Below are 17077 nucleotides of genomic sequence, written 5' to 3'. Positions count from 1 at the left end.
GCGATCGCTGCGGCGGAGCCTCGCTCCGCCGCAATCCCGTTGAACGCATCTGAAAGGTCTGGCCGTGAACTGGCTGTCACAGCTCGCTGATCCCGCCACTTACGGCCATCTCCTCGCGCAATTCGAAGCCGACCTGCAAAGCCCGGGCTTCTGGCTCGCGCTCGGCAAGATCATCTGGATCAACGTGCTGTTGTCGGGCGACAACGCGCTGGTGATCGCGCTCGCCTGCCGCGGCCTGCACGGCAAGCACCGCTTCTGGGGCATGGTCGCTGGCTCCGGCATCGCCGTGGCGCTCCGCATCGCCTTCACCGGCATCGTCGCGACCCTGATGGCGCTGCCTTACCTGAAGCTGATCGGCGGCCTCGCCCTGCTCGTCATCGCCGCCAAGCTTCTGGTGCCCGAGGACGAGAACGACGACATCGCCGCCGGCACCACCTTGTGGCATGCGGTGCGCATCGTCGCGCTCGCCGACCTCGTGATGAGCCTCGACAATGTCATCGCGGTGGCCGCCGCCGCCAACGGCCAGGCCTCGCTGCTGATCATCGGCCTTGCCATGAGCATCCCGCTGATCATCGCCGGCGCCGCGCTGATCATGCTCGTGCTCGACCGTTTCCCGCTTCTCGTCTGGCTCGGCGCCATGCTGCTGGGCTGGGTGGCCGGCGAGGTGATCGCGACCGATCCGGCGATCGAGCCCATGCTGCATCATCTGCTCGACGGCACCGTCAATATCAGCATCGATGCGACCTCGGCGCTGTTCGCCGGCGCCTCGAAGCTGACCAGCCATGTCGACGTCATGGAGACGTTGATGTCGCTGCTCGGTGCGCTGGTGGTGCTCGTGGCCGGCTCGATCTGGCGCGGCCGCGCGTTGCAAAACCACGACAAGCACGAGATCGAAGCCGTTCCGGCGCGCGGCGTCGAGCTGCCGTAGCGGCAGCGTCAGTCAGCGCGCAGGAATCTCGCCTAGCTCAGACCGACAGGCCGCTCGTGACACGAGCGGCCTTTTCTTTTGGACGATCAGGGACGCGCGCCGGTCGTGATGACCGAGCCGACATGGTGTCCGCGCAGCGCGGCCGTCAGCCGTCCCGGCACCAGGCCATTGATGACCTGGACGCGCGACAGGTGCCGGGCATTGGCCATCACCTCGAGCAGCGTGCGGTCGAACGGCAGCGTGCCCTCGTGCTTCGCCAGCGCGTCATGGCTGGTCTCGCGCAGCAGCGTCGCCTCTGCGGCATCAGGTCCGTTCGGATCGGCCGTGAAGACGCCGTCCACATCCTCGACGATCGTCAATCCGGCAGCGCCGAGCGCGTCGGCGATCAGGAAGGCGCCGGTGTCGGCGCGATGCGTCGGCAGCCGCGAGGTCGGGAATTCGTGGTGGTGATAGGGCGGGAACGCGCTGCCGACGACCGCGCGCGCCGCCATCAGATGGATCGCGAGCTGGTTGGCGATGGTCGGATGCTCGATGTAGGAGACGCCCTCGGAGGCCAGCAGCGCCGCCAGGATATGGCCGTTCTGGCCGGCCTCGCTGGCCGCGAGCGGCGCGAGCGAGCCGACGGGCAGGCCGAGATCGAGCCCGACGCCATAGAGGTGACGGGCGCGGATGCCGGCGCCGGTCAGGATCAGGAGCCGATGCTCCGGCAGGAGCTTCCGGATCTCCTCGACCAGCGGCAGGATCGCGTCCGCGCCGCGGTCCATGATCGAGCGGCCGCCGATCTTGACCACCTGCAGCCAGGGCAGCAGCGCGATCGGGCGCTTTCCGGCAACCGGACGGGTGAGCTTGTTGTCGAGCAGGGTCTGGCGCGCGAGCGGCGAGGCGACGTGCTTGATGGTGTTGATGTCAGCCATAACGGTCGGCTCCTTTAGCTCGCGGTGATGATGGTGCCGACATGCTCGCCGGCCAGCGCGCGGGTCAGATTGCCGGGGACGAGGCCGTTGACGACCTGGACCTCGCGGACGTGGCGCGCGGCTTCGAGCAGGTCGAGCATCGGGAATTCCAGGATGGAGTCGGCAAGGCCCTTCGCCTTCATCTCGGCGACCGAGATCTTCGGGATGAAGGTGGCGTTCTTCTCGGTCTTGGGATTGGCGCTGTAGAGGCCGTTCTCGTCCTTCACGTAGATCATGGCCTTGCAGCCGAACTGCTCGGCGACCAGGAAGCAGCCGGCGTCGGTGCGGTAGGGCGGGATGACCCCGTCGGCCGACGGACGCATCCATAGGCCGTAGGGCGGCATGCCGCTGAACACGACCGCGTTCACCTCCGCGAGGTAGAGCGGCACGGCGGAGAGGCCGGCGCCCTCGACCGCGGAGATGCCGTGCTTGGCGAGCAACTGGCCCAGCATCGCCGCGTTCTGGTCGGCAACGGAGGCGCCGAGCTGTGACAGCACGCCGGCCGGCAAATTGAGCCCGGCAGCGATCGAATAGAGGTGACGCGCGCGGGTGCCGGCGCCGGTGCCGATCAGCATCTTGTGCGCCTTGCGGGCGGCAACGATCTCCTCGACCAGCGGATAGATCGCGCTGCGGCCACGGTCGATCATGCTCTGGCCGCCGACCTTGATCACGGTCGCGTCAGGAAGGATGCGGAAATCAGCCGCCGTTTCCGCCGCCGCAATCAATTCGGCGTCGGTGAGCGAGCGCTGCATCAGAAGCTGCTCGAGCTCGGCCGTCGTGGTTGCCATGGGAATATCGTCCTTTCGCGGTTGGCAGAGCCGGCGAAGCCCTCAGCTCCGCTCGGTTGCTCCTGCGTCAAGGCCAATAGAATGATTTTCGCTTTACCGAAAGCTGTATTGTGCGAAGCATAGATGCGCAGCCGCATTGTCGGATTTGCGACAATTCGAAAGGTGATGCCTATGAGCCGCTCAGGATGCTCGATGTTTCATCACGCGGGCTGCTCAACACGCACGCACTGTAATCCGCCCTCGCGATCTGCGAGGGACGGCGTGATCACGGCTTTGAGAGTCAGGCCAGCGGGACGCTCGCCGGATCGGTCTCGCGGGCACGGCCGTGCTCGGCGATGCCGCCATCGGCGGCCACCGGCTCGCCTTGCGCCACGGCGGTGATCCGCACCGGCACCGACTTGGCTGCCGGCGTGTTGCTGCGCTCGTCGCGGTGGGCGAGCGGCAGCAGGCCGTTGGTCTCCGGATAATAGGCGGCGCAGCAGCCGGCCGGGATGTCGAAGCCGACGACGCGGAAGCCGCCGAGGCGGCGGTCGATGTCGTCGTGCCAGACGGTCGCGAACTCGATCGTGGCGCCCTCATGCAGTCCGAGCGCGGCAATGTCGCGCGCGTTCATGAAGACCACCATGCGCTCGCCGCGGACCCCGCGATAGCGGTCGTCGTTGGAATAGACCGTGGTGTTGAACTGGTCGTGGCTGCGCAAGGTGATCAGCTGCAGATGCGGTGCCTCCGGCGCATCGTCATCGGCATCGATCAGACCGTCCTTGAACAGGAAGTTCGCCTTGCCGGTCGGCGTGTCCCATTTGCGCTCGCGGGCGCCGTTGGGCAGGCGGAAGCCGCCGGGCTGGGCGATGCGGGCATTGTAGTTCTGGAATTGCTCCGGAAACACCGCTTCGATCCTGTTGCGGATCAGGCCGTAGTCGGCGACGAAGACATCCCAGTCGATGGATGCCCGTTCGGCGACGGTGGCCTTTGCCAGACCACAGACGATGTCGACCTCCGATTTCAGATGCGGGCTCGCCGGCTCCAGCAGGCCAACGGAGCCGTGCACCATCGAAAAGCTGTCCTCGACGGTGATCGTCTGCACCTGGCCGTTCTGGACGTCACGCTCGGTGCGGCCGAGGCAGGGCAGCAGCCACGACGACTGACCATGCGTCATGTGAGACAGGTTCGGCTTGGTCGCGACATAGACCGTCATGCGCAGCCGCGGCACCTCGGCGGCGATGCGGGCATTGTCCGGAATGGCGCGGAAGAAGTTGCCGCCCATTCCGATGAAGGCGTCGACCTCGTGGGCGAGGATCGCCTCACAGCATTGCGCAACATCGTGGCCCGGCTCGCGCGGTGAGGTGAAGCCGAACGCCGCGTCCATCTTCTGCAGAAACGGCTCCTTCGGCTTCTGATAGATGCCGACGGTGCGGTCGCCCTGCACGTTGGAATGGCCGCGGATCGGGCAGGCGCCGGCGCCCTTGCGTCCGACATTGCCGCGCAGGAACAGCATGTTCATGATCTGCTGCATGGCGTCGCCGCCGCGGCGATGCTGCGTGATCCCCATGCCCCAGCAGGCGATGACGCGATCGGCCTTCATGTAGATCTCCGCCGCGGTCTCCATGTCGGCGCGGCACAGGCCGCTATAGTGCTCCAGCCGCTCCCACGGCAGGTTGCGCAGATACGTCGCGAACGCCTCGAAGCCGTGCGTGTGCTGCGCGATGAACGCCTCGTCGAGGATGCGCTTGCTTCCCGTCGCGGCGGCGGCCGCTGCGAGCACCGCTTTGCAGATGCCCTGCACGGCGGCGATGTCACCGCCGACCCGCAGCTGGAAATATTGCGACGAGATCTTCTGGCCGCCGCCGGTCAGCATCTCCACGGCATTCTGCGGGTTGGCGAAGGCAACGAGGCCGCGCTCCTTCAGCGGATTGAAGGTCACGATCGGCACGCCGCGCTTGGCCATGTCGTGGAGATAGCCGAGCATGCGCGGACTGTTGGTGCCGGGGTTCTGGCCGAAGATGAAGATCGCGTCGCAATCCTCGAGATCGTCGAGATCGACCGTGCCCTTGCCGACGCCGATGCTTTCGGGCAGCGCGACCGTCGTGGTCTCGTGGCACATGTTGGAGCAGTCGGGGAAGTTGTTGGTGCCGAGCAGGCGGCCGAAGGTCTGATAGAGGAACGCAGCCTCGTTGGAGGTGCGGCCCGAGGTGTAGAGCTCGACCCGCTTGGGATCGAGCGCGCGCAGCTCGGCGCCGATTGCCGAAAACGCTTCGTCCCAATTGGTACGCTCGTATTTGTCGGTTGCCGCGTTGTAGCGCATCGGCTCGGTCAGCCGGCCGACATCCTCGATGTCGTGATCGGTCCAACCGCGCAATTCGCTCACGGTATGCTCGGCGAAGAACTCCGGCGTCGCGCGCTTGCGCGTCGCCTCCCACGCGACCGCCTTGGCGCCGTTCTCGCAATATTCGAAGGTGTGCGGCTTGCGCGGATCGGGCCAGGCGCAGCTCGGGCAGTCGAATCCGCCCGGCTTGTTCATCGACAGCAGCGCGCGATTGCCGCGCACCAGGATCTCCTGGCGCGCCAGATGCGTCTCGGTGGCGTTCAGCGCGCCCCAGCCGCCGGCCGGGCTGTTGACGATGGTCTTGCGGGTCTCGGCCAAATCGGCTCTCCGGGCGGATGCAGGGAGCTTGGCCAACGTGGCACCGACAGGGCCGTTCCAATGCCGTATCGCAGCGGCCGGCTAGCGAGTCGCGAGATGTCTTCTGAACAGCTCGACGAGGCCATGTGGCGCGGTGTCATCGAAGAACGTCGCCAGATTGCGAGCCGTCTCGTCCGCGACGCGGGCGCTGCGGGCAAACAGATCACGTTCATAGGCGGCGAGCGCAGCTTCAGTGTCGTTGGGTCTGGCGATGAGCGCCCGGGCAAGCTCGGCGCCGTCGTACAAAGCGAGGTTGGCGCCTTCGCCGGCGAAGGGCGACATCAGGTGGGCGGCGTCGCCGAGGAGAGTGACGCCGGGCTTGCGATCCCAGCGATGCCCAACAGGAAGGGCATGGATCGGGCGCAGCACGGGATCGGTGTCGCTCGCGGAGATCAAAGCGGTGAGTTGCGGCGCCCAGCCTTCGAACTCCATGGCGAGACGCGCCAGGCTCGCGCGCGCATCGCTGACGTCGAACCAAGCTGCCGGCTTCTGCAGGGCCGCGTAAGTGTGGAGCGTTCCATCCGCATGGCGATGCGCCAGGATGGCCTTGCCTGGGGCAGCGGCGATCAGCGTGCCAGTGCCGATCGCGTCGGCGCTGGCCTTGTGGCGCGTATCGCCGTCAAAGAGGCGCGTCTCGACGAAGGACACGCCTGTGTAGGCGGGCTTTGCATCTGAGATCAACGGCCGGATCTTCGACCATGCACCATCGGCGCCGACGAGGAGATCGGTGGTGATCGTCGCGCCATTGGCAAAAACGACCGCGTGTTGTCCGCCTCCGATCGCGGTCGCCGACATCACCTTGTGACCCCACGCGATCCAATCCTGGGGAATGGACTCGATCAGCATCCTCCGCAGGTCGCCACGGTCGATTTCCGGGCGTTTGACGGTAGGGCTGCCGGGATGATCGAAAAGAATGACCCCGTCCTGATCGACAACGCGCTTGGCGTCTTCGCCGGGACGGACAAGCCTCAGGAAGGATGCGAACAGGCCGGCGGCCTTGAGCGCGATCTGTCCGTTATGCTCGTGAATATCCAGCAGGCCGCCTTGTCCTCGCGCCTCCGCCGAAGGCTCGGCCTCATAGACCGTTGCGGGGATGCCATGCAGATGAAGGATGCGGGCGAGCGTGAGGCCGCCGAGGCCCGCGCCGATAATCGCGATCGGACGTCGCATTGTTGCGCTCCTGTTGTCGCAGACGTGCATCGCCCGAAGGGGCCGAACGACTGAGATCGTCCCGACGCATGGTCGGGTGTTGCTTGGGAGACGCTGGCCGAACCGCGCAATGCGCATGGTTGGGCGTGTGCTCGACAGCCGTTCGAACGTGCGGGTTCGGATCAGGCCATCGTTTTTCGCGACGGAGTCAAACTAAATCAGACGGTGTGGAGACGCTAGTCCTTGCAAAAAAGGGATCGTGGAGGGCTGCGCGGCGGCTCCGGGACTAGCTCAGCACCACCGAGCCGGACCGACCGACAAGCCGCGCCAATTGCTTGAAGCGGCCGCCGACCCGGTCGGCGACGAGGTCGACCAGATGATGCTCGAACACCAGCATCAGCTTGCGGTCCTGGGTGCGGAAATGCGTGGCGGGCAGCACGCCCGGCCGCGCCGCCGAGATCAGATGCGCGACGCGGAAGGCGGTGCCGAGCAGGCGCGCGCGGTCGATCTGGGCCGGGCTGAGCTGCTGGGTGAGCGCAGGCGCCGCCGCCTCGTCGAGCTGGCCCTCATAACGGAAGAACACCGACAGCGCGGCGAAGATGCGACCCTCATGGCTGATCGAGCCGAAATTGCCGTTGAGGATGATGCCGTAGGTCTGCTCGCCGCGATGATCCGGGTGCATGCGCCAGCCGATGTCGGACATCAGGCAGGCGGCGTGGCGCAGCCTGCGCTCGTCCTCGGTCTCGCGGACGTGCACGACGCGAAACAGCCGGTCGGTCCAGTCGATCAGCTCGCGGGCATGCTGGGCCGAGCGCGACAAAAGCTCGTTCAGCCCTTGCGCCGCGCAGAGCAGCCCGTCCTTGGCGCGCTCGGCATCGGGCAGCTTGGAGTAGAGCAGGCCCTCGCGCACGCCGAAGGTGGAGAACACCACGGTGGTCGGCTTGGCGACGCGGATGACGTATTCGAGCACGAGGGCGGCATAAGCGAGCAGCGGACGCCGCGCTTCGGCGATGGCCTCGATGTCGGCCAGCATGTCCGCGGCGACCAGCCGGCGCAGTCGGCGCACGAAGGCGAGCGCCTCCGCGGCCGGGATCGCATAGCCGTGCATGACGCCGAGCGGATAGCCGCTCTGGATGATGTGGATGCGCGCCAGCGCGCGCCAGGTGCCGCCGACCGCATAGAAGGTGCGGCCCTCGCCGGCGGCGAGCTGCGGCAGGTCGGTGAGCGCGTCGCTGACGATGCGCTGAGCCTTCTTCAGCGACTTCTCAGAGAGGTCCTGCAGCGCCAGGCTGCCGAGCGGCAGCGTGATGCCGCTGCGCACCTGATGGCCGCGCACGTCGATCAGCTCCAGCGAGCCGCCGCCGAGATCGCCGACGATGCCGTCGGGCTTGTGGACTCCGGAGATGACGCCGAGCGCGGAATAGCGCGCTTCCTCGGGGCCTGTGAGAATCTGGATTTCGACGCCGCAGATCTTCTCGGCCTTGGCGATGAAATCGGGCCCGTTGGAGGCATCGCGGCAGGCGGCCGTCGCGATCGCGTGGACACGCCCGACCTTCTGCACCTTGCACAGCGCGCGGAACCGCTTCAACGCGGTCAACGCTTTCTCGACGGCATCAGCCGCGAGCAGGCCGGTGGTTTGCACCTCGCGGCCGAGCCCGCACAGCGCCTTCTCGTTGAACACGGTGACGAGGCTGCGCTCCATCGCCTGATAGACGACGAGACGGACCGAGTTCGAGCCGATGTCGATGACGCCAACGCTCGCGGCCCTGGGGGAGGGCCGCTTCACCGCTGCATTCCCTTGCCGCAAAGGAATCTAGGACGGGTTGCGTTCGTTCCGGCGCGTGAGCCGGCGCGGTGAGGATTCCTTGAGCGACTTTCCACGGCCGGACAGACTCGGATTCGTCATGAAGTAATTATGCAGGTTGAACGGCTCCTCGCCCTTCGCGGCCTTCATACGCGTTGACGACCCGTCCGGCAACAATTGCCAGCTCTGCTCGGTGTCCTTGAGGTTGGCGACCATGATCTGCTCCAGCACCTGCTGGTGCACGGTCGGGTTCTGCAACGGGCACAGCACCTCGACGCGGCGGTCGAGATTGCGCGGCATCATGTCGGCGGAGGAGATGTAGACCGCCGCCTTGGCGCTCGGCAGACCCTGGCCCATGCCGAAGCAGTAGATCCGGCCGTGCTCGAGGAAGCGCCCGATCACCGATTTGACGCGGATGTTGTCGGACAGGCCGGGAATGCCGGGACGTAGGCAGCAGATGCCGCGCACGATCAGCTCGATCGAGACACCGGCCTGCGAGGCCTCGTACAGCGCGTCGATAATGTCGGGATCGACCAGCGAGTTCATCTTCATCCAGATCACGGCCGGCTTGCCCTGGCGGGCAAAGCTGGTCTCGCCATGGATGTGCTCGATGATGCGCTTGCGAAGCGTGAGCGGCGACACCGCCATCTTTTCGATGTCGATCGGCTCGGCATAGCCGGTGATGTAGTTGAACACCCGGGTGACGTCGCGGCCGATCACCGGGTCCGAGGTGAAGTAGGACAGGTCGGTGTAGATGCGCGCGGTCACCGGGTGATAGTTGCCGGTGCCGGTGTGCACGTAGGTGGTGAGGCTGCCGCCCTCGCGACGCACGACCATCGAGAGCTTCGCATGCGTCTTCAGCTGCAGGAAGCCGTAGACCACCTGCACGCCGGCGCGCTCGAGGTCGCGCGCCCAGCGGATGTTGGCCTCCTCGTCGAACCGCGCCTTGAGCTCGACCAGCGCGGTGACCGACTTGCCGGCCTCGGCCGCCTCCACCAAGGTGCGCACGATCGGCGAGTTGTTGGAGGTGCGGTACAGCGTCTGCTTGATCGCCACGACGTCGGGATCGCGCGCCGCCTGCTGCAGGAACTGCACGACGACGTCGAATGATTCATAGGGGTGGTGGACGATCAGATCCTTCTGCCGGATCGCCGCAAAAATGTCGCCGCCATGGTCGCGCACGCGCTCGGGATGGCGCGGCACGTAGGGCGCAAATTCGAGGTCGGGCCGGTCGACGCGGGTGAGTTGCGACAGCTCGTTCATTGCTAGCACGCCGTCGACGACGAACACCTCGTCGTCGGTGGTCGCCAGCGCATCCTGCACGAAGAAGCGCAGCTCCTCCGGCATGTTGGCCTCGATCTCGAGCCGGATCACCGAGCCGCGGCGCCGGCGCTTCAGCGCGGTCTCGAACAGCCGCACCAGATCCTCGGCCTCTTCCTCGATCTCGATCTCGCTGTCGCGGATGATGCGGAACGCGCCCTGGCCCTTGACGGTGTAGCCGGGGAACAGGCGGCCGATGAACAGGCTGGTCGCCTGTTCCAAGGTGATCAGGCGGATCACGCCGTCCTTGGCGCCGGGGAAGCGGATGAAGCGGTCGATCTTGCCGGGCATGCGGATCAGCGCGTTCATCGGCTTGCCGTCCGATGTGCGCGTCAGCTGCAGCGCCACCGTAAAGCCGAGACTCGGGATGAACGGGAAGGGATGCGCAGGGTCGATGGCCAGCGGCGTCAGCAGCGGAAAGATGCTGGAGAGGAAGTGATCCTCGATCCAGGCCCGCTCGGTCTTGGTGACGTCCTGGCCGTCGACCAGCACGATGCCGAGCTCGGCGAGGAACTTGCGCAGGTCGCGCCAGATCGCCTGCTGGTCGATCGCGAGCTGCGAGACGCTTTCGTTGATGACCTTGAGCTGCTCCAGCGGCGTCAGCCCGTCGGGGCTGCGCTCCGCGATGCCCTCGCGCACCTGGGCGCGGATACCGGCGACGCGGACCATGAAGAATTCATCAAGGTTGTTGGCCGAAATCGACAGGAACCGGACCCGCTCCAGCGCCGGATGGCGCGGATTGACCGATTCTTCGAGCACCCGGCGGTTGAAATGCAGCCAGGACAGCTCCCGGTTGATGAAGCGCTCGGGGCTGGAGGCGATCTCAAGCTTGGCCGCCGCAACCGGCTCTTGTGCTGCAATTTCAGTTGCTTGCTCGGTGTCCATCAGAAATCGATCCAAATTGGGTCAGGCGCCAAATCACTTGCGCAAGCGCGAACCAGTAGCGCAACCCGTATGACAGAAGGATGACGTTGCCGGCACCATTGAGGTTCCGCCCACGGCTGTCGTCAAGATGTCCGGCGGTCACACGCTGCGGAGCAGCTCGGCGGCCAGCGCCCGCGTGACGGGCCGCCCCAGCCGCAGCGACTCCTGGTCGAGCTGGGCAATGGTCTGACGGGCCGCCGCGTAGGAGCGTTCGATGCGGCTGGCGAGGTAGCTCACGACCGTCTCGTCGATCGCCAGCTGCCGGTCCGCGGCCAGCTTCACGATCAGGGCCCGGAACAACTGGTCGTCGGGCGGCAGCAGCGTCACCACCGGCACGGCGCGCAGCCGCGACCTCAAGTCGGCCAGCGCGATCGGCAGGCTCGCCGGCGCCTCCCGCGCGGTGATCAGCACAAAGGCCTCGTCCTGGCGGGCGAGGTTGAGCAGGTGAAACAAAGCGCGCTCGTCGAGATCGGCGGTCGTCAGGTCCTCCAGCACCAGCGCTCCGGTGGCAAGGGCCCCCGGGACGGCGCTCGCCTCCAGCGCATGCGCCGACAGCGAGCGGGCGCCGGACTGCTCGGCCCAGATCGCCGCGAGGTGGCTCTTGCCCGAGCCGTCCGGGCCGACCAGGAACATCGTCCGCGCCGGCCATTCCGGCCAGGCATCGACCAGCGCGAGCCCGGCGGCATTGCCGGGGCCTTCGAGAAAATTGTCCCGCGTCAGGCTCTCCGCATGCGGCAAGGCGAGGGCCAGTTGACGAGGGGGAATATGGCCGGCCAAGGGTGACGTGCTCCGTACAGTGTCGTCGGCGGGATGAGCGAAAGCGCGCGGGCCGGCTCACCGCACCTCGATGGTGTTCATGTGCCGCACCCAGTCCACCAGGTAAAGCCCGACAGAGACGAGGGTAAAGGCCGTCACCAGCACCATCAGCACGCTGTCATAAGGCTTGGGCTCGAAGCCGAAGCTGAGCGACGCCAGCACGAGCGCGGCGAATCCGACCTGCGCCCCGGTGTTCAGCTTCGACACCATCAATGGCTTCATTGCGACCGGCCGGTCGAACAGCCAGGAGACGATGACAGCGGCCACGATCATGATGTCGCGCGACACCACCAGGATGACGATCCAACGCGGGATGGCGCCCCAGATGCCGAGCGTGACGAAGATCGATACCAGGAGCGCCTTGTCGGCGAGCGGATCGAGCAGCGCGCCGAGCTCGGAGCGCAGGTTGAAGCGCCGGGCCAGGAAGCCGTCGACGGCATCGCTGACGCCTGCGATCACGAACACGATGAACGCGATCTCCATCTCGCCGGCCGCGATGGCCCACACCACGATCGGCACCAGCAGGATTCGGCCGAGCGTAATCAGGTTGGGGATGGAGTGGGGAATGGTCACGCAGCTGGTCCCAACGACAACTCGATCAACAGACAACCCGATGCCGAAGCGTGGCGAACCGGTCCAGTTCCTAGATAGGGTGGGGACGGGCCCCTTGCGAGCCATTGCGCGCAGCCGGATTCCGACGTAACCAGCGGCCAGATTAGGGGTTTTGACCATGACCGAGCGCAAGAACGGGCTCACTTATGCAGATTCGGGCGTCGATATCGACGCCGGAAACCGTCTGGTCGATCTGATCAAGCCCATGGTGCGCGCCACCGCGCGCCCGGGGGCGGATGCCGAGATCGGCGGCTTTGGCGGCCTGTTCGACCTCAAGGCGGCCGGCTTCAAGGACCCCGTGCTGGTGGCGGCCACCGACGGCGTCGGCACCAAGGTCAAGATCGCCATCGAGACCGGGCTGCATGGCGGCATCGGCATCGACCTGGTGGCTATGTCGGTGAATGATCTCGTGGTGCAGGGCGCCGAGCCGCTGTTCTTCCTGGATTACTTCGCCTGCGGCAAGCTCGACCCCGAGGCGACCGCCTCGATCGTCGCCGGCATCGCCGAGGGCTGCCGGGAATCCGGCTGCGCGCTGATCGGCGGCGAGACCGCGGAAATGCCGGGCCTCTACAAGGACGGCGACTACGATCTCGGCGGCTTCGCCGTCGGCGCCGCCGAGCGCGGCACCCTGCTGCCGTCGCCGGATATCGCGGCGGGTGACGTGGTGCTCGGCTTGGCGTCGTCCGGCGTGCATTCCAACGGCTACTCGCTGGTGCGCAAGATCGTCGCCCAGTCGGGCCTCGGCTTCGATGCGCCGGCGCCGTTCGCTCCCGTGCTGACCTTGGGCGCTGCGCTGCTGACGCCGACGCGCCTCTATGTGAAGTCCTGCCTGCGCGCGATCCGCGAGACCGGCGCGGTGAAGGGGCTGGCGCACATCACCGGCGGCGGCTTCACCGACAACATTCCGCGCGTGCTGCCGAAGCATCTCGGCGTCTCGATCGACCTCACGCACCTGCCGGTGCTGCCGGTGTTCAAATGGCTGGCGGAGCAGGGCGGCATCGCCGAGCGCGAGCTGCTGCGCACCTTCAATTGCGGGATCGGCATGATCGTGATCGTCAAGGCCGAGGCCGTCGATGCCGTCACCGAGGTGTTCACCGCCAATGGCGAGCACGTCGCCCGGCTCGGCGAGGTGGTCGCGGCCGCCGGCGAGGAGCGCGTGATCTACACCGGCGCGCTCGATCTGGCGCTGTGAGCCCGGTGAGCCGATGAAGCGCCGCGTCGCCATCCTGATCTCCGGTCGCGGCTCGAACATGGCCGCGCTGATCCGCGCCGCGTCGCAGCCGGATTTTCCGGCCGAGATCGCCGTGGTCATCTCTAACCGCGCGGACGCCGCGGGCCTGCAGAAGGCCGCCGATAGCGGCGTCGCGGTCGAGGTGATCGAGAGCAAGCCGTTCGGCAAGGACCGCGCCGGCTTCGAGGCCAAGCTGCAGGCGGCGCTGGATGCGCGCGGCATCGAGATCATCTGCCTCGCCGGCTTCATGCGGCTGTTCACCGCGGCGTTCGTGCAGCGCTGGTATGGCCGGATGCTGAACATCCACCCCTCGCTGCTGCCGTCCTTCCCCGGCCTCGATCCGCACGGCCAGGCGTTGCGCGCCGGCGTCAAGCTGTCCGGCGCGACCGTGCACTTCGTGATCCCGGAGACCGACGCCGGCCCGATCGTGATGCAGGGCGCGGTGGTGGTGCGGGACGACGACACCGCCGATACTCTGTCGGAGCGCATCCTCGGCGTCGAGCATCGGATCTATCCGGAAGCGCTGAAGCTGCTGGCGAAGGATCAGGTGCGGCTCGAAGGTGATCTCTGCCGGACGCAGGCGACTGAGCAGGCGGATCAGATGATGATCTGGCCGGTGGCGTCGTAGTTAGGGCGGCGCGTCATCTGCTGTAAAGACATCTGTCTAGCAGTGTGCTGGCGGAGAGAACCCCTCACCCGAACGAGTATGACGCTGCCACCGTGCAGCCCTCTCCCGCAAGGGGAGAGGGCACAGTAACTACCACCGCACGAGCTTAGAAAGTGACCTACTGATCGTCGCTGCGCCAAAACTGCGCGATGCAGTGCCCTCGCCCCCAAGGCGAAGCAAAGCTTCGCCGGGGTGGGAGAGGGCATCGCCGGCGCATCAGCGGGCTCGCTCGGGTGAGGGCTATCTGTCCGCAGATACAGTCGTGCATCGTCATCGCTGAGGCCGCGATGGACAAAAAAATCCCCGGCAGGGCCGGGGGCATCAAGGGCTGACGAAGTCTGGTCATTCGCGCGGCGTTGGTGTTGCGCGAAGCTCTTAGTCGAACCGGCGTAGCACGCCGAGCCCCGAAGCATCTCAAGAAAGCTTCAGATTCTCCGCCGATGTCTTGCCGCGGCTCTCGACCAGATCATATTCGATCGCCTGGTTCTCATTGAGCGTGGTCAGTCCGGCACGCTCGACGGCCGAGATGTGGACGAACACGTCCTTGTCTCCACCGGTCGGTTTGATGAACCCATACCCCTTGGTCGGGTTGAACCATTTCACGCTGCCTTTATGGGTCGGCATCGCTGTCTCCTCGTCTAGACGAAAAAAAGACGCGGTCACGCTCTCGCGTGCCACGCCACAAGCGGGCTCTCCGAAGTCTGCTGAATTTCAGGTATGACGAAACGCACAGTCGAACGGCCAGATCCGATTGTTGTCCGGATTGCAACACGATTTTTCGGCGATAGCAAGTTTGCCGGGCCGATGAGAACGCGTCGCGGAGTCGCGGCAGCGGTGAGGACGCGTTGTGGCACGGGAACCACTCTGCTGCCGAGGTAGCTCGGCTGGCTGGTGATCGTGATTGACCGCCGTCGGGAACTGCGAGCAAATCGTCCAGGCGATATTTTAAACAAATTGAGCGCGCGGCGGACGGACAGCGATGCGGAGACCATCTCGGGTCAGGCAAGGCGAACGACCGTGGGCCGGCCCATGCCTCGCGGTTGCGCTCATCGCCGCGGTGGCCGGCCTCGCTCCGATGCCGCGTCCGGCCAACGCCGCAAGTCTGCCCAGCGTCACGGCCAGCCCGACACCGACACCTAGTCCCAGTCCTACTCCAACGCCGACACCCAGCCCCTTGCCGAGCCCCGTCCCGGGCGCCGTTAGTTCCGACCTGTCCTCCGGCCGGGCGGTGCTGGATCTCGGATCGAGCTTTCTCGAACGCCTCGGCAATCAGGCGACCTTCGGGGGCAGCAGGCTGCAGCGCAGCAATCCCGGCGGCGGCGGTGCGTCCGAGGCGGCGGAGCAGCCGCGGTTCCGGACGTGGGGCGAGACCTATGGCATCACCGCGCACGCGAGCACGCAGGGTGATTTCGTCGGCGACAAGAGGACCACCTGGGGCGGCGTTGCTGGCATCGGCATGCGTGTGGCTCCGGGCGTGAATGCCGGGCTGTCGATCGACCAGAGCCGCACCCGAGTCGACCTGCCGCTGGCGCTGCAGTCCGCCACGCTGGACCTCACCCAGCTCGGCTTCAACGCCTCGGTCGACCAGGGGCCCTGGACCTGGGCCATCGCCATCGTCCACGGCTTCGGCGGCATCGATGCGCGGCGTCAGACCGGCTTGGGGGCCACGACCTCGGCTTATGGCGCTCATATCACGGGCGTGCTCAGCGAGCTCGACTACTACTGGAGCTCCGGCGAGAGCCGCGTGGTTCCCAAGCTGGCCCTCGAATATGCGCGCGCCACGACCGCGGCGTTCCAGGAGACCGGCGGTCTCGATCCGCTGGTGGTCAGCGGCACCTCGCTGGAGCGTGGCCGGATCCTGCTGGGCGCCGAGGTCGGCCGCTACTTCATCCTGGAAGGCAAGATCCTCGACGTCTCGGCCTACGGCAAGTTCGTCGACAACATCGCGCAGAATCTCGGCGCGGTCACCGTCAGCCTGGGCACGCAGAGCATCACCTTGCAGGGCCTCGGCGAGGGGCGCTATGGGGCCGACACCGGCGCGGCGCTCTCGCTCTCGCTCAGCAGCACGGCGCGCCTCTATTTCAACTACGACGCAAAGCTCCGCTCGGCGCTGCAGTCGCACCAGGGAACGCTCGGGATCGAGCTCAAATGGTAGTTGGTCAGACCGGCTTCGGCGCCACGTAGCCGTTGAATCCGATGACGTCGCGCGCTTCCGCCATCAGCGGAACGAGATCGGCGGGATGGATGAACTCGTCCCGGAAGCAGGCGTGGACCTTCGGGTCGAAGATCCGCTTCAGCCAGTCGATCACCACCTTGTGCCGATCCGACGTGCGGAACTCCTTGTGATAGGTCAGCCACAGATCCATGTGGTAGTTGATGCCGAGATCCACCGGAACCAGCGGTGCGCCGAGCGCAATCGCCGAGGTCGGCAGGAAGCCGATGCCGGCGCCGCGCTCGACGGCATAGAGCACGGCCACGCTCGAATTGGTGGAGATGCCGACGATGCCCTCCAGCGACTCCAGCCCGAGGATGCGCGCATAGCCGGTTTCGTCGAGCTGCACGCCGTGCTGCTTGATGATCCGGTGGTTCTTCAGATCCGCAAGCGACGTCGGCAGGCCATGCGCGTCGCGATAGGCCTCCGACACGAAGCCGTAGATGTGCAAGCGCCCGAGCTTCGCCACGATCACATCGGGATTGGTGGGCCGTTCGAACTGGATGGAGATGTCGGCTTCCAGGCGCGAGACGTCGGCCTGCTGCATCGCGCAGCTCAGGTCGACGGTGATCCTGCGATAGGTCTTCTGGAAATCGATCAGCCGCGGCAGGATCCAGAAATTGCCCGGGCCTTCGGTCACGGCGACACGCACCGAGCCTTGCGTATCGGTCGACAGCGAGGCCCGGCGGAAGATGTTGAAGCTCAGCCGTTCCATCTGCTCAACGTCGAACAGCAGCGACCGACCTTCGTCGCTGAGCGACAGGCCCGATTGATCGCGAATGAAGAGCTTGAAGCCGAGCTCGTCCTCCAGACGGTCGATCTTGCGCATGAGTGTGGTTCCAGTAAGGCCGAGAACCTCAGCCGCGTTCCTGAAGCTCTGATGCCGCGTACAAAGTAGAAATGCTCTTAAATCTTCCCAGGATGCATTAAGCGTTTCGTCAGATTTCCTGCGCTGCGTAGATGCAGCACCCCGATGCAAATGTTGCCGCATAC

The 17077-nt window shown here is 66.2% G+C and carries 14 protein-coding genes; 4 read left to right on the top strand and 10 right to left on the bottom strand.

Features of this window, described 5'->3' with window-relative positions; translation table 11 throughout:
* Window positions 1-64: 64 nt before the first annotated feature.
* A complete protein-coding gene (locus tag ACVILH_RS26540) occupies window positions 65-928 on the top strand; it encodes a TerC family protein (protein ID WP_456715526.1) in 864 nt (287 codons plus the stop codon).
* Window positions 929-1014: 86 nt separating this feature from the next.
* On the opposite strand, the gene ACVILH_RS26535 is transcribed toward ACVILH_RS26540, so the two are convergent.
* The 8 genes from ACVILH_RS26535 to ACVILH_RS26500 all read right to left on the bottom strand — a co-directional run bounded on the left by ACVILH_RS26535 (window position 1015) and on the right by ACVILH_RS26500 (window position 11935).
* Entirely contained in the window at window positions 1015-1842 is an 828-nt protein-coding gene (locus ACVILH_RS26535) for an amino acid kinase family protein (RefSeq protein ID WP_456715525.1), read from the bottom strand.
* Window positions 1843-1856: 14 nt separating this feature from the next.
* Complete coding sequence (locus tag ACVILH_RS26530) at window positions 1857-2669, bottom strand: amino acid kinase family protein (RefSeq protein ID WP_456715524.1); 813 nt, start codon at window positions 2667-2669, stop codon at window positions 1857-1859.
* A gap of 280 nt (window positions 2670-2949) precedes the next feature.
* Entirely contained in the window at window positions 2950-5310 is a 2361-nt protein-coding gene (locus tag ACVILH_RS26525) for an FdhF/YdeP family oxidoreductase (RefSeq protein ID WP_456715523.1), read from the bottom strand.
* A gap of 81 nt (window positions 5311-5391) precedes the next feature.
* The gene (locus ACVILH_RS26520) at window positions 5392-6519 is read right to left on the bottom strand and encodes an FAD-dependent oxidoreductase (RefSeq protein WP_456715522.1); all 1128 of its coding nucleotides are present in this window, start codon (window positions 6517-6519) and stop codon (window positions 5392-5394) included.
* Window positions 6520-6784: 265 nt separating this feature from the next.
* Window positions 6785-8284 (bottom strand): exopolyphosphatase, encoded by a 1500-nt coding sequence (gene ppx, locus ACVILH_RS26515; protein ID WP_456715521.1) that lies wholly within the window; start codon window positions 8282-8284, stop codon window positions 6785-6787.
* Window positions 8285-8311: 27 nt separating this feature from the next.
* Complete coding sequence (locus tag ACVILH_RS26510; RefSeq protein ID WP_456715520.1) at window positions 8312-10507, bottom strand: RNA degradosome polyphosphate kinase; 2196 nt, start codon at window positions 10505-10507, stop codon at window positions 8312-8314.
* A gap of 138 nt (window positions 10508-10645) precedes the next feature.
* On the bottom strand, window positions 10646-11323 hold the full coding sequence (locus ACVILH_RS26505) for an HdaA/DnaA family protein (RefSeq protein WP_456715519.1): 678 nt from the start codon (window positions 11321-11323) through the stop codon (window positions 10646-10648).
* Between the two features lie 57 nt (window positions 11324-11380).
* The gene (locus ACVILH_RS26500) at window positions 11381-11935 is read right to left on the bottom strand and encodes a CDP-alcohol phosphatidyltransferase family protein (RefSeq protein ID WP_006613448.1); all 555 of its coding nucleotides are present in this window, start codon (window positions 11933-11935) and stop codon (window positions 11381-11383) included.
* A 157-nt stretch (window positions 11936-12092) separates the two neighbouring features.
* Here ACVILH_RS26500 and purM point away from each other — a divergent pair, with 157 nt between their 5' ends.
* Together purM and purN are read left to right on the top strand one after the other, a co-directional pair.
* Complete coding sequence (gene purM, locus ACVILH_RS26495) at window positions 12093-13166, top strand: phosphoribosylformylglycinamidine cyclo-ligase (RefSeq protein ID WP_456715518.1); 1074 nt, start codon at window positions 12093-12095, stop codon at window positions 13164-13166.
* Window positions 13167-13179: 13 nt separating this feature from the next.
* Window positions 13180-13833: a phosphoribosylglycinamide formyltransferase gene (purN, locus tag ACVILH_RS26490; protein ID WP_456715517.1), complete on the top strand. Its 654-nt coding sequence runs from the start codon at window positions 13180-13182 to the stop codon at window positions 13831-13833.
* A 453-nt stretch (window positions 13834-14286) separates the two neighbouring features.
* On the opposite strand, the gene ACVILH_RS26485 is transcribed toward purN, so the two are convergent.
* Window positions 14287-14496 (bottom strand): cold-shock protein, encoded by a 210-nt coding sequence (locus ACVILH_RS26485; protein WP_006613451.1) that lies wholly within the window; start codon window positions 14494-14496, stop codon window positions 14287-14289.
* Window positions 14497-14851: 355 nt separating this feature from the next.
* Here ACVILH_RS26485 and ACVILH_RS26480 point away from each other — a divergent pair, with 355 nt between their 5' ends.
* On the top strand, window positions 14852-16027 hold the full coding sequence (locus ACVILH_RS26480) for an autotransporter outer membrane beta-barrel domain-containing protein (protein WP_456715516.1): 1176 nt from the start codon (window positions 14852-14854) through the stop codon (window positions 16025-16027).
* A gap of 4 nt (window positions 16028-16031) precedes the next feature.
* On the opposite strand, the gene ACVILH_RS26475 is transcribed toward ACVILH_RS26480, so the two are convergent.
* On the bottom strand, window positions 16032-17075 hold the full coding sequence (locus tag ACVILH_RS26475) for a LysR family transcriptional regulator (RefSeq protein WP_456715515.1): 1044 nt from the start codon (window positions 17073-17075) through the stop codon (window positions 16032-16034).
* Window positions 17076-17077 lie beyond the last annotated feature (2 nt).

The organism is Bradyrhizobium sp. USDA 4353 (assembly GCF_054063215.1).
The sequence above is the reverse complement of the archived record's forward strand: the minus strand, read 5'-3'. Positions and strand labels throughout refer to the sequence as shown.